Origin of the sequence: Campylobacter sp. BCW_6465 (assembly GCF_001762815.1) — a bacterium.
Classification (GTDB): domain Bacteria; phylum Campylobacterota; class Campylobacteria; order Campylobacterales; family Campylobacteraceae; genus Campylobacter_D; species Campylobacter_D jejuni.
Map to the genome: position 1 here is coordinate 39740 of NZ_MJXN01000013.1, position 12748 is coordinate 52487.

Genomic DNA, 12748 nt, shown 5'->3' on the forward strand with positions numbered 1-12748 from the left:
TATGCTTAGAACTTTGCTTAGTTTTTTTGTGGTAATGCTAATATTGTGTACTCTTATTTATCCTTTTGCTTTAAATACAGTTGCAAAATTTATTTTTCCTTATCAATCAAGTGGAAGTTTAGTGGATAAAGAAGGTCGTCCGACTTTGGATATAAGCAAAGCGGTAGGTTCAAAGCTTTTGGGTCAAGATTTTAATAAGCCTTATTTTCTACATTCAAGAACATCTGTGTCAAATTACAATACAAGTGATACAAATGAAAGCAGTGTAAGTTCAGGTGGATTTAATTATGCTATGTCAAATCCTGCTTTGAAAGAGCGTGTGCAAAAAGATTTGCAAAAATTTTTAGATGAAAATCCGCAAATTACAAAAGAACAAATTCCTTTGGATTTGTTAAGCGCTTCAGGATCAGGTCTTGATCCTCATATCAGTCTTCAAGCAGCCCTAGTGCAAATTCCTAGGATAAGCCAATCTTCAAAAATCACCAAAGAAGAACTAGAAAAAATCATTCAAGAAAATACCGAGTCTAAATTTTTAGGGATTTTTGGGGAAGAAAAGGTTAATGTTTTAGCCGTTAATATAGCTATTGTTAAAGCCATGAAAAAAGAATAAACATGCAAAGACAAAGTCCTGAACAAATTCTTAAAAAACTTGAGGTTAAAGCCAAGGAAGAAGAAAAAAACAAACTTGCAAAATTAAAAATCTTCTTAGGTTATGCTGCAGGTTCTGGAAAAACTTATGCTATGTTAAGTGAAGCTAGAACTTTAAGGGATAATGGAGTTGATGTTGTTTTAGGCTATATAGAGCCTCACGATAGACCTGAAACAATGGCTTTAACACAAGGTTTTGAAAGTATAGCTAATCTTGAAATTCCTTATAAAAATATAGTATTAAAAGAGCTTGATTTAGACGCTACCCTTAAGAGAAAACCTGCTTTGGTTTTAGTAGATGAGCTTGCACACACTAATGCTAAAGGTTTGCGTAATGAAAAGCGTTTTCAAGATATAGAAGAACTTCTAAAAGCAGGTATTGATGTTTATACTACTTTAAATATACAACATTTAGAAAGTTTAAATGATTTAGTCGCTAATATCAGTAAGATAGAAGTTAAAGAGCGTATTCCTGATCGTATTTTTGATGATGCTGATCAGGTTGAACTTGTTGATATTGAACCCAATAAGCTTTTAAAAAGAATGCAAGATGGCAAAATTTATAAGGAAAAACAAGCTAAACTAGCACTTGAAAATTTCTTTCGCCAAGAAAGACTTATAGCTTTGCGTGAGATTGCCTTAAGAAGACTTGCTTCAAGAGTGAATTTAAGAGCAAGTGAACAAAGGCTTATTAATGATGATTTAGCTTATCATACTGGAGAGCATATTTTAGTTTGTATTAATGCTTCAAATGCAAAGGTTATTCGTGCAGCTGCAAGACTTGCTTTAGCTTTTCATGCTAAATTGAGTGCGCTTTATATAAAAAATCCCAATATTAAAGAAGAAAAAGCCTTAGAAGAAAATATAGAACTAGCTAAAAGTTTTAATGCTGAAATCATTAGCGTATATGATGATGATATAGCAAGACAAATTGCAGAGTATTCAAGCCTTAGCAATGTTTCTAAAATTGTTTTAGGTAAAAATAAAGATAAAAAAAAGTTTAAAGAAGAGATTTTTGAAGCTGTTGCTAAAAAAGCACCCAATATTGATTTATATCTTGTCAATGAAAATCAAATTTCTACTCCTAAAATACGAAGTAAAAAAGGTTTTGATTTTTTAGGTTTTTTAAAAATCACAGGAGTTTTGCTTTTGGCAACTTTTATAGCTTTTGTGTTTCATAAATTTAATACTCAGCCAAGTAATATAGTTATGATTTTTATTTTAGCAGTTTTTGCTTCTTCTTTTATTTCTGATAATAAAATTTTCGCCTTTTATTCTTCTTTGGTAAGTGTTTTGATTTATAATTTTTTCTTTTTAGAGCCTATTTTTAGTCTTAAAGTTCATGATAGTGGAAATATTATTACTTTTACAACTATGTTTATAGTTGGATTTTTAACAGCTGTTTTTACTAGAAGATTAAAATTGCAATCTAAAGAACTCACTAAAAGAGCTTATAGAACAGCTATTTTGCTTGAAAATAGTGAAAAGTTAGCAAGAGTGAAAAGCAAACAAGAACTTTGGGAACAACTTGGAAATCAAGCTTTAAAATTATTAAATTTACCTATTATCATTTATCCTATAAATAAAAACAATATTTTATCGAAACCTTTGTTGTTTTTTAACGATGATAAGCAAATGTTAAAAAATTGTTTTAGTGCTGATGAGATTGCTATTGCTCAATGGGTTGCAACAAATAAAGAAAGAGCAGGTGTTTGTACAAATACCCTGCCTAATGCTAATGCTATGTATTTACCTATAGAAGATGGGGAAAAAACTAAAGGGGTTATAGGTATAGTTTTAAAAGAAAAACGTCCCTTGCAAGACTTTCAGTATGAAATTTTAAGTGCTTTACTTAATGAGGCAGGAGTTAGAACAAGGGATATATTTTTATTATAAATCCCTTAATTTATTAATCTCATCTCTAATTGCAGCAGCTTTTTCAAACTCAAGTGCTTTTGCTGCTTCAAGCATTTGCTTTCTTAATTCTTTGACAAGTTTTGCTCTTTCGCTAGCTGGCATTTTTTCTAGTTTTTTACCTTTGCGATAAATTTCGCCTAAATCCTCTTCATTTTTCAAACTTTCTTCAATATGGCGTTTGACTGAAGTTGGGGTAATATTGTATTTTTTATTATAAGCCATTTGAAGTTTGCGGCGTTCATTGGTGGTATCCATAGCTTCTTGCATGGATTTTGTGATTTTTTTGCAAAAAAGCAAAACCTTACCATTGACATTTCTAGCTGCTCTTCCCATGGTTTGGATTAAACTTGTAGTACTTCTTAAAAAACCTTCCTTATCTGCATCCATAATGGCAATGAGTGAAACTTCAGGCAAATCAAGTCCTTCTCTAAGTAAGTTAATGCCAATTAGCATATCAAAAGCACCGCTTCTTAAACCTCTTATGATTTCATTGCGTTCTATAGCATCGATATCTGAGTGCATGTATTTGACTTTTATACCAAGTTCTAAATAATACCTTGTAAGTTCTTCAGCGAGTTTTTTAGTCAGTACGGTTACTAAAACCCGTTCGTTTCTTTGTATGGCTTTTTTAGCCTCATCAAATAAAATTTCAACCTGATTATCACCATCTTTTAATTCTATCAAAGGATCAAGCAGTCCTGTAGGACGCATGATTTGATGAAAGATATTTTCTTTACTCAGTTCAAGTTCTAAAGGTGCAGGTGTAGCTGAAACAAAAAGAAATTGACAATTTTTATGGATAAATTCATCAAACATTAAAGGACGGTTATCCAAGGCTGAAGGCAAACGAAAACCATAATCTACCAAGGTTTGCTTTCTGCTTCTATCTCCTGCAAACATACCTCTAAATTGTGGTAAAGATACATGGCTTTCATCAATTATAACAAGAAATTTTCTATCTTTAATCGCAAAATAATCAAAAAGCGTATAAGGAGTATCACCTTCTTTAAGTCCTGTTAAATGCCTTGCATAATTTTCAACGCCTTTACACATTCCTGTGCTTGTAAGCATTTCAAGATCAAATTCAACCCTTTGTTTAAGGCGTTGATATTCTACGAGTTTATTTTCATGTTCAAAATAAGCAAGGCGTTCGTTAAGTTCTGTTTTTATGTCTTTTATCGCTTGTTTTAATCTTGTTTCGCCCACGCTAAACTGGCTTGTAGGATAGAGTATGAAGCGTTTTAAATCTTTGCCTTTTTTATTTTCTAAAACATTGTAATGATACATAGCATCAAGCTCATCGCCAAAAAATTCAAGTCTTACTACTTCATCTTCATAATAAGCTGGATAAATGTCTATAATATCTCCTTGAACTCTAAAATCTGTACGATCAAAAAAATTATCATTTCTTTTATAACCCATATCTACAAGTTTTTTTAAAAGTTCTTTTTGTGAAATTTGCATACCTAGTTCAAAGATTAAAACCATGCCTATGTATTCATTTGGATTACCAAGTCCATAATTTGCCGAAACACTAGCTATGCAAACTACATCTTCATAACTTAAAAGAGAAGCAGTAGCGCTCAGTCTTAAACGCTCTAAGTCTTCATTGGTTGAGCTGTCTTTTTCTATGAAAACATCAGTGCGTGGGATATAGGCTTCAGGTTGATAATAATCATAATAAGATATAAAATATTCCACATGATTTTTAGAAAAAAAGCCTTTAAATTCGCTATAAAGTTGTGCACAAAGGCTTTTGTTGTGACTCATGATAAGAGTAGGTATATTAAGTTCTTTAATGATATTTGCCATGGTAAAGGTTTTTCCACTTCCTGTAACTCCTAGTAAGGTTTGATATTTGTTGCCTTTTTTTATACTTTTTACTATGCCTTTTATGGCTTCTTGTTGATCAGGACTGGGTTTAAATTCGCTGGTAAGTTCTAACATTTTTCTACTTTATTTTTATTTTTGAAAAAATTTTAAAAGAAAATGCTTTAATTAAAAATTAATTGACAATAAAAACCTAAATTTAAATTTTTTTCTGCTACAATATCAAATAATATTTTCCATAAATTACAAATTTCTTAAGAAGGCAAAAATATGTTTGATGAAAAAATAATCAATACTATGACAGATAAAGTAAATGAATTAATTGAAAAGTATAACGAAGTTTGCGAAGCCAATGAGGCTTTAAGAAATGAGCTTGTAAGCGTTAAAGCACAAAATGAAGCAAAAAGTAATCAAATCATGCGTTTAGAAGAAGAACTTAAATCTCGCAATATAGAAAGCGAAGATATTTATAAGAAAATAGAGGCTGTTCTTGGCAGATAATCTAAAACAAGTCATTGTTAATGTTAATGCAAAAGATTTCATTGTTAAGTGTAGTGAAGAATTTGCAAATTTTTTAGAAGATGATATCGCTTTGATTTCTGGCGGTACTAAAAAAATAGAACTTAAACGCTTTGTAGATGCGTTTGTTAAAAAAAGTTATGAAAATTATATTTTAGAAAGAGAGCTTAAGAAACTAATAAAAGCAATCAATGAAGAACTCCCGACAAAATGAATAAAGCTTTTACTCTGCTTGAGCTTGTTTTTGTGATTTTGATTTTGGGAATTTTATCAAGCTTATCTTTATCTTTTACCAATACTACAAAAGATGAGGTTAAAATTTTAAAATTAAAAATGGACTATGAAATGCTAAGCTCAGCTCTTGCTTTAATGCGTAGTCAAATGAGACTTAAAAATTTAAATTTTCCAGAAATTTTAGATAATGCGCAAAACAATCAAGCCAAAGAAAAACTCTTTTATTGTTTAAATGATTGTGATTATTCTTTGCTTGATACACCTATTTACTCTGATTTTAAATCTTGGATAAAAATAGGTAAAAATCACTATAGATTTGCATTAAATGCCAAAGAGATGGTTGAATTTATTTATGATTCTAAAGAAGGTTTGTTAAAGTGTATAGGAAGTTCTAGATGCAAAGATCTGATATAAGATATTATGAACTTGCAATTTGTGGTTTGTATTTGGATAATTTAACTTTTCATAGTTTTGATGAAATCAAACCTTTAACACAAGTATTAGTGGATTTAAAAACTAAAAAAAACCTTAAAGCCATCGTGCTTAAAGAATGTCAAAAACCTGATTTTAAAACCGTAGAAATTAAAGAAATTACAGGATATTTTCTAACTCCTTTGCAGTTTGAATTGGCAAATTTTATTGTTTATTATTATGCTTCAAAACTTGGTTTTGTTTTGGGATTTTTTGAAACTAGTCCTAAGTATGAATGTCAAAAAATGTTTTTTAAAGATACCCCTAAGCTAAGCAATCAACAACAAAATGCCTTAAGTTTTCTTCAAAAAGAAAATAATTCCTTGCTTTTTGCTGATACGGGTAGTGGCAAGACTGAAATTTATATTTCTTTGATAAAAGAGTGTTTAGAACAGGGTAAGCAAGCTTTGCTTTTGATGCCAGAAATCGCACTTACTCCACAAATGAAAAAGCGTTTGGAAGTGTATTTTAAGGATAATTTTTTCCTGTGGCATTCTAAAATTTCAAAGAAAAAAAAGCAAGAATATTTAGAGCGTTTTTGCAAGGGAGAAGTGCTTTTAGTAGCGGGTGCAAGATCGGCTTTGTTTTTGCCTTTTAGAAATTTAGGACTTATTGTAGTAGATGAAGAACATGATCATTCTTACAAGGCTTCTAATCAGCCTTTTATCAATGCAAGAGATTTAGCACTTTTTTTGGGTCAAAAAAATAATATTAAAGTGGTTTTAGGTTCTGCAACCCCATCTTTGACGAGTTTTTACAAACAAAAAAGTTTTAGATTAAAAGGAACTTTTTTTGAGAGTAAAAAGCATTTTTTATATGATGAAAATGAGCTTGGTGTAACACCTATGCTTTTAAGCGAATTAGAAAAAAGTTTAAAACATCAAAAACAAGCTATAGTGTTTTTACCTACAAGGGCTAATTTTAGGCAAATCATTTGCAAGGATTGTGGGGAAACGATAAAATGTCCTTTTTGTTCTATTGCTATGAGTATGCATAAAAAGAAAAATGTTTTAAAATGTCATTATTGTAATTATACTTCTTTAATAGAGCAAAATTGTCCAAGTTGTAAAGGAGAAATGTTAGAAGCTAGAAAAATGGGGACTGCTGAACTTTTAGAGCTTTTGCAAAATGCTTTGCCTTTAGCAAAAATAGCAAAATTTGATAGCGATGAAATCACAAGTGTTAAAAAGCTTAATACTATTTTAAAAGACTTTAATGAAAATAAGATCGATATACTTATTGGCACCTCTATGCTTGCTAAAGGGCATGATTATCATAGCGTGGATTTGAGTGTGATTTTAGGGCTTGATGAGTATTTGTTGCGTCCTAGTTTTAGATCGAGTGAAGAAACTTTAGCTTTAGCTATGCAAGTTGCTGGTAGGGCAGGGCGTAAAGGCAAAGCAAGAGTGCTTTTACAAACAAAAAATAGAGCTTTTTTTGAAAGGTATATAGAAGATTATGATGCTTTTTTAAAAGATGAGTTAGAAAATAGAAAAGATCTTTACCCTCCATTTAAACGCCTTTTAAGAGTTCTTATAGAAGATAAAGATCAGCAATCCTCGAAAAATCTTTGTGAAAAATTTGTTTCTCAATTTAGAAATATCAAACAGGTAGAATTGGTAGGCTATGGAATTTGTGGAGTTGAAATGCTACATGGAAAATATCGTTTTTATTTATTACTTAGAAGTGAAAATCATAAAGTTTTAGTGGCAATTGAAAATTATATTTTGCAATTTAAAAATGTAAGCGCGGATATTGACCCTATTGATTTTATATGAAATTAATTTTTAAATCACTCATAAAATCAATTTCACACCAATTGCCATCAATTTCCACTGCTTTTGCGTTGTTGTATTTTTCAATTAAAGCTTGCAAAAAACTTGTCATGTACATATTTTCAAAATTTTTATTATCATATAAAATATCTCGATCAAGCATTTCATAAAAAGCAATAACTTCGGAAAGAAATTGATAAGAAAATTTAAAAAGTCCTATATATTGAGCTTCTATCTCATCATAGGCATTAGCTTTTTTTCCAAGTTCTATAATATAACCATTTGTCATCTTTAATGTTTCAGCATCTTCTAAAGGATTTGCAAAGCGTTTGCTCCAAAGCTTACGCCAAGACTTATCAACTACTATAGCAAGTTCTTCTTTGGCATTTATAAGCTTTTGTACGCAATCTTGAAAATAAACAATATCCGCATAAGAAATAATCAAATCTTGTTTTTCTTCTATGCATTTTAATATAAAATCTTTAGCGCAAAAAAAAGTATGAACCATATTGGTTTTATCATATTTTGAATTAATAAAAAAATGCTCGATATCATATTTATTAAGATAATTTTTTAGCACTTCGTTTAAATATCCACCCACAACAGCTATTTCATTTATACCTGCTGATTTTAAAGCTTCGATTTCATAATCTATGATTTTTTTATTCTTATACTCAACCATACACTTTGGTTGATCTTTTGTTAAAGGCATCAGCCTTGATCCAAAACCTGCTGCTAAGATAATTGCATTCATATTATTCCTTGATTAAACTAAACCACTCTTTTAAAATTTGAATATTATTAAGCCCATTTTCTCTTTCAATATGCCACATTATACCAAAAATATTTTCATACTTATGTTTAAAAGCTTCTATAGTATTATCTTTTGCTAAGCAAAGTTCTATAAGATCTTTACCTAATTTTTCAATAGCAAAATTATGAAAAGAATTACTTATAAATTTTTCTTTTGAGAAAAATACTTCATGTTTGCCTATATGATTTTCACAAGGGCTTATATGGCTGTTAAAATAATGAGCTATCATCTGAGCTCCTCTGCAAATTCCTAAAAGTGGTATTTTTTCTTTTAAACAAATTTCTATAACTTGCTTTTCATATAAATCCCTCTTTTTAGATAAAACATTGGGACTATAAAAACTTAAATCATTACCACCGCTTAATATCACAGCTTTTACTAGATGTTTATAATGAGAAAAATCTATTTCATAGCTAAGAGGAAGAGGAGTAAAATTTTTAAATAAATCTTTATTAAATAATTTTCCCCAATCCAAAGCCAAACATTCCCTTTCTTCATGATAGCTTTCGTTGCAAATAAGTCTTTGAGTAATACCTATAAACAAAATATTTGCTCACTTTCACATTCTATATTTATTTTTTTAGCTTTTAAATATTTTTCAAAATTTTCTTCTCCAACTCCTATAACAGCAGGCATTCCAAGTTCTGAGGCACGAATGGCCATATGTGAATTAGCACCCCCATAACATGTAATAAGTCCTGCTATATTTTTTGTAAATAAATAATCATATCCAGGATCTGCTGCATAAATTAAAACAATCTTTCCTTCTAAATCTTTATCATTTTCTTTCGCCGTAAATGCAGTGATGCTCTTTTGTGTAATGAAATTTGGAATAATACTATGATTATAAAAAGAAAAAATTTCATCGGCATTGCAAAGCAAAGAAGGAAGTTTTATAGCTTGTGTAAGTTCATATTCTTTTTTATTGCGATTAATTTCTTCTACAAACTGCTCTTTTGGATTTATAGAATAAAGACTAGAATAAAGATTTAAAATGCTTTTTATATCAAGATGAGCCAAATCTTCTTTTTCAATACCATAATATTTGCCTAATTCTTCTATATAAACTATAGCCTTAGAAAGCAATCTAGTGAATTCAAATTTAACGAGCTCTCTACCCTCGATAGCCTGTTTTAAAAAATCAAAAAATTCACAAGCATTAATCTCTAATCCATGTTCTCTAAGTAAAGCATTTAAAGCTTTTGTCTTTTCTTCTGAAAAAACAAAAGCTTTATCTTGTAAATAAACTTTACTATCTTTTTGATCCACATCAAAATAAAGTTCAAAATCTTCATCATATCTTGGAGATAAAATATTATAAGTTCCTGCTCTTAAGTGTCCAAAATCTTTCAAAAATTGATCTTTGTTGTGAAAATTAAGATGGTTTGTTTGTTTGCTTAAATTTTTACTCACTGTATTGAGTGAATTTAAAAAATCATCTTTTTCCTCTTTAGCTATAAAATCAATCTCAACTAAAGAATTTAAAAGTTGCATTGCTACAAATGCAGCCCTAGCCACCCCAGCAAAAGGCAATGTTCCATAACGCTTGCATTCTTCAATAAGCCAATAAATTTTATCAATTAAAGAAAAATTAGAATTAATAATGCCATCATATCTTTCTTTTAGCTTATAAGATTTTTGTATGTCTTTTAAATAAAGCCCTGATCTAGGATTAATAATCTTATTTGTAAGTTCTAATAATGAAAATTCTAATCTTTTGATTTCATTTTCATTAAAACCATGATTTAAAAGTTCTTCTAATTTTTTAGAACTATTAAAGTCATAACAAGAATAAACAATATTAAATTCAATCTTATCGTGCAATTCATGATTTTTATTAAGCTTATCTAAGTAAAAATTGACAAGTTTTTGTGCAATATTTTCATCTAATTTTTTTGGTATAAAAGAATTAAAAGATAATCTTACATCTACATAAGGAATGCCTAAAAAAGAATGGATTAAAGGATGGGATCTTAGATCTCTATAACCATAATTATCTCTTTGATACGCCCAGATATTATCCGTAATGATTTCTTTATATAAACTAAAAGCTAAACGCTTAGGTCTTAACCCTATGATTTCAGCTGGATTCCAATCAGGCATTACCCCAAAAATGGCTTTATCTCCCAAAACTCTAGATCTTGATTCTTTTAAAGACTCAAAACGTTTATAAAATCTATATAAAGCTTCTTTTGGTAAAGAATGAAATAAATTATTTTTTTCATGCATAACCAAAGGACGCACTTGTAAGCAAAAAAGTTCTTCCTTATCATCTTGAATAGCAAATGCAAATTCAACATCTAAAAAATGACAATCATATAAAACTTCTAATTCTTTTATAAGTTCTATAATTTTTTGAAGTCTAATATCTTTAAATTCTAAATAATTTCTGTAATGATAGTAAGTTTTTGCACTCTTACTGCTTCCATCTGTAATAGAGCTATTTGAACCATTTTCATCATATTGAAGACAAAAATAAGGGGAAAAATTATCTTTATCAACGCTAAAACCAACTCCACAAAGAGTAATGTTTTCAAGCATAGGTTGAACTAAAATTTCATCACTTTTTGATGGCATAGAATTGGCAACTTCATATAAAGCTTTTAATAACTCATCTTTAGAATCAGCTTTAATATTTGCCAAAGAAAGAAAAGCACCTGCATTGGAGTTTTTCATGCTATCTTCACTCAAAGAAGAACTTCTTATAATGAGTCTATTAGCCTTTAAGGTTTGAATGTCCTGTAAAACTTTATCTTCATTTGATATTAATTCTTCAAGCGAAGTTAAAACCAAAGGTAGAACTTTTGCTTTTTTTAATTTTGTTTGTAAATTTTTTAAATTTTGTGCTTTGGTTTTAAATTTTAACTCCGCCATGTTTTTCCTTAGTTTTATATTTTTTTAGCACTCCAACAACGAGTGGTATATTTTATGCTAAATTCCTTAGGAAGTCTTTGTGAAATTTTATTACTAATTTTATTAAAAAGTTCACTTCCTTCATCAGTCTCCAAATCCCAGTAAGGATTTTTAACACTCTTCCATGCATTAATATAATTTTCAATGCTTTGATGAAAATAAAAATCCTCTTCAATATAAACAATATTATCAAAAAGATCCTTTCGACTCTCTATAATTGGTCTTTGATCTTCTCTTCTTGTTCCCCTTGTATAATTTGGTACAAATTCTACAATAGTATCTTCAGCTATTTTTTGCACAGGATCGTTTAAATCCCTGTGATTCCACATACAAGAAAAATATCCCTCTGATTTTAATAAGCGATGTGCTTCCTCTAAGGCTTCATTTCTATCCATTACATTAAAACTACTACCAAAAGTCACCCAATCAAATTCACTATTTTGGAGTGTTGAGTTTAAGCCTGTTGCTCTAACCCAGTCAATCTTTTGATCCTTGGTTCTTTCTATCCCGATCTCACGCATCGCATCATTTGGTTCTACAGATACTACCTTACATCCTCTTTCTAAAAGCATAATGCTTAAATTTCCAGTTCCTGCACCGATATCAGCGACTTTAATATCTTTTTTTCCAACTAAGCTAATAAGCATATCTATAGTTTTTGGAGCATAATTTGGTCTATAGCTATAAAATTTAGCATGCTTGGTATAATCCCACACTTGTTCTACTAGTTTTTGCATTTTATTTCCTTTTTCTCATCTTTGACAAGCTTGATGAAAAAAAGGAGGTATTTTATGCTTTTCTAGCTGTCCATGCTCTTATTTTATAAGGAATCTCTATACTTTGCATATGAGAAATTTTAGCTTCTATCATCTCTAAAATTTCCTTCCATCTTTTTTCACCTGCTTGTGCTTGTATATCATTTACAGAATGCCAAGCTCCAAGATAACGCTCTTTATCCCAAAACTCTTTATAGTCACACTCCATAAAAAAGCAGTCTGTGAAATCTCCTGTTGAAACAAGAATTTCTTCCCATTTTTTAACATTTTGAGTGCCACTGCTTACACGAGCAAGATCTGGAACAATATGTTTAATCTCCTTTTCAATTTCATCAAAAACCGAACCCTCTACAATGTGGCGAGGATTCCAAATCGCAGTAAAATACCCCCCCCCTGTCAATATACGATTAAATTCTGGGAGAGATTTTTTAGGATCTGTCCAATGAAAAGAACTAGCCATGATGACCCAATCAGCTTGATTATTGCTCATGCAGGTTTCTTCGCCACTCCCTTTATGCCAAGAAATATTTGACAAATTTTGTGTAAATTTTTGCCCTTCTTCACGCATATTATCGTTTGGTTCCACAGCACTAATTTGGCATCCAAACATTTCTCCTAGCATCTTAGTAAGTTTTCCAGTTCCAGCTCCTACTTCAACAATATTTAAATCTTTTAAATTTTTATTTTTATCATTGATACAAGCTACAAGTTTTTCAAGTAAAAATGGACTATAAGCAGGTCTATTATGATAATGCTTTGCAACATCTGTAAAATCCCCTTGTTTCATATTGATTCCTTTCTCTAAATTAAAACATAATTATATCTTTATTTTTATTAATTTACAAATCTTT

The 12748-nt window shown here is 29.9% G+C and carries 12 protein-coding genes; 6 read left to right on the forward strand and 6 right to left on the reverse strand.

Annotated elements, in window-relative coordinates; all coding sequences use genetic code 11:
• Position 1 precedes the first annotated feature (1 nt).
• Complete coding sequence (kdpC, locus tag AJ886_RS00635) at positions 2-610, forward strand: potassium-transporting ATPase subunit KdpC (protein WP_070278448.1); 609 nt, start codon at positions 2-4, stop codon at positions 608-610.
• A 2-nt stretch (positions 611-612) separates the two neighbouring features.
• The gene (locus AJ886_RS00640; protein WP_070287010.1) at positions 613-2544 is read left to right on the forward strand and encodes a sensor histidine kinase; all 1932 of its coding nucleotides are present in this window, start codon (positions 613-615) and stop codon (positions 2542-2544) included.
• On the opposite strand, the gene uvrB is transcribed toward AJ886_RS00640, so the two are convergent.
• Entirely contained in the window at positions 2539-4512 is a 1974-nt protein-coding gene (gene uvrB, locus AJ886_RS00645; RefSeq protein ID WP_070276192.1) for an excinuclease ABC subunit UvrB, read from the reverse strand. The two genes, AJ886_RS00640 and uvrB, sit on opposite strands and share 6 nt — an antisense overlap.
• Positions 4513-4665: 153 nt before the next feature.
• On the opposite strand from uvrB, the gene AJ886_RS00650 reads away from it, so the two are divergent.
• From AJ886_RS00650 to AJ886_RS00665, 4 genes are read left to right on the forward strand one after another with little or no spacing between them, the layout of a single operon-like run.
• A complete protein-coding gene (locus AJ886_RS00650) occupies positions 4666-4896 on the forward strand; it encodes a hypothetical protein (RefSeq protein WP_002852327.1) in 231 nt (76 codons plus the stop codon).
• A complete protein-coding gene (locus AJ886_RS00655; protein ID WP_002854947.1) occupies positions 4886-5128 on the forward strand; it encodes a hypothetical protein in 243 nt (80 codons plus the stop codon). Before AJ886_RS00650 ends, AJ886_RS00655 begins: the two co-directional genes overlap by 11 nt.
• A complete protein-coding gene (locus AJ886_RS00660; RefSeq protein ID WP_052859007.1) occupies positions 5125-5562 on the forward strand; it encodes a prepilin-type N-terminal cleavage/methylation domain-containing protein in 438 nt (145 codons plus the stop codon). The genes AJ886_RS00655 and AJ886_RS00660 overlap by 4 nt, the downstream gene beginning before the upstream one ends.
• On the forward strand, positions 5544-7397 hold the full coding sequence (locus AJ886_RS00665; RefSeq protein ID WP_083267231.1) for a primosomal protein N': 1854 nt from the start codon (positions 5544-5546) through the stop codon (positions 7395-7397). Before AJ886_RS00660 ends, AJ886_RS00665 begins: the two co-directional genes overlap by 19 nt.
• Here AJ886_RS00665 and AJ886_RS00670 read toward each other — a convergent pair.
• The 5 genes from AJ886_RS00670 to AJ886_RS00690 are packed head-to-tail and all read right to left on the reverse strand — an operon-like array spanning position 7390 to position 12684.
• Positions 7390-8148 (reverse strand): CTP:phosphoglutamine cytidylyltransferase, encoded by a 759-nt coding sequence (locus AJ886_RS00670; protein WP_025398825.1) that lies wholly within the window; start codon positions 8146-8148, stop codon positions 7390-7392. The genes AJ886_RS00665 and AJ886_RS00670 overlap by 8 nt on opposite strands.
• Position 8149: 1 nt before the next feature.
• Entirely contained in the window at positions 8150-8752 is a 603-nt protein-coding gene (locus AJ886_RS00675; RefSeq protein ID WP_070287011.1) for a gamma-glutamyl-CDP-amidate hydrolase, read from the reverse strand.
• The gene (locus tag AJ886_RS00680; RefSeq protein WP_070287012.1) at positions 8743-11082 is read right to left on the reverse strand and encodes a PEP-utilizing enzyme; all 2340 of its coding nucleotides are present in this window, start codon (positions 11080-11082) and stop codon (positions 8743-8745) included. The genes AJ886_RS00675 and AJ886_RS00680 overlap by 10 nt, the downstream gene beginning before the upstream one ends.
• A 14-nt stretch (positions 11083-11096) precedes the next feature.
• A complete protein-coding gene (locus AJ886_RS00685; protein WP_002859690.1) occupies positions 11097-11858 on the reverse strand; it encodes a class I SAM-dependent methyltransferase in 762 nt (253 codons plus the stop codon).
• Between the two features lie 52 nt (positions 11859-11910).
• Positions 11911-12684 carry a class I SAM-dependent methyltransferase gene (locus tag AJ886_RS00690; RefSeq protein ID WP_070287013.1) on the reverse strand — a complete coding sequence of 258 codons (774 nt, stop codon included), beginning with the start codon at positions 12682-12684 and terminating at the stop codon, positions 11911-11913.
• Between the last annotated feature and the right edge of the window lie 64 nt (positions 12685-12748).

Excerpts from the sequence above, each read along its gene's own strand:
- AJ886_RS00680 (WP_070287012.1), bottom strand. The coding sequence starts at position 11,082 with ATGGCGGAGTTAAAATTTAAAACCAAAGCACAAAATTTAAAAAATTTA.
- AJ886_RS00665 (WP_083267231.1), top strand. The coding sequence starts at position 5,544 with ATGCAAAGATCTGATATAAGATATTATGAACTTGCAATTTGTGGTTTG.
- AJ886_RS00685 (WP_002859690.1), bottom strand. The coding sequence starts at position 11,858 with ATGCAAAAACTAGTAGAACAAGTGTGGGATTATACCAAGCATGCTAAA.
- kdpC (WP_070278448.1), top strand. The coding sequence starts at position 2 with ATGCTTAGAACTTTGCTTAGTTTTTTTGTGGTAATGCTAATATTGTGT.
- AJ886_RS00650 (WP_002852327.1), top strand. The coding sequence starts at position 4,666 with ATGTTTGATGAAAAAATAATCAATACTATGACAGATAAAGTAAATGAA.
- AJ886_RS00690 (WP_070287013.1), bottom strand. The coding sequence starts at position 12,684 with ATGAAACAAGGGGATTTTACAGATGTTGCAAAGCATTATCATAATAGA.
- AJ886_RS00670 (WP_025398825.1), bottom strand. The coding sequence starts at position 8,148 with ATGAATGCAATTATCTTAGCAGCAGGTTTTGGATCAAGGCTGATGCCT.
- uvrB (WP_070276192.1), bottom strand. The coding sequence starts at position 4,512 with ATGTTAGAACTTACCAGCGAATTTAAACCCAGTCCTGATCAACAAGAA.
- AJ886_RS00660 (WP_052859007.1), top strand. The coding sequence starts at position 5,125 with ATGAATAAAGCTTTTACTCTGCTTGAGCTTGTTTTTGTGATTTTGATT.
- AJ886_RS00640 (WP_070287010.1), top strand. The coding sequence starts at position 613 with ATGCAAAGACAAAGTCCTGAACAAATTCTTAAAAAACTTGAGGTTAAA.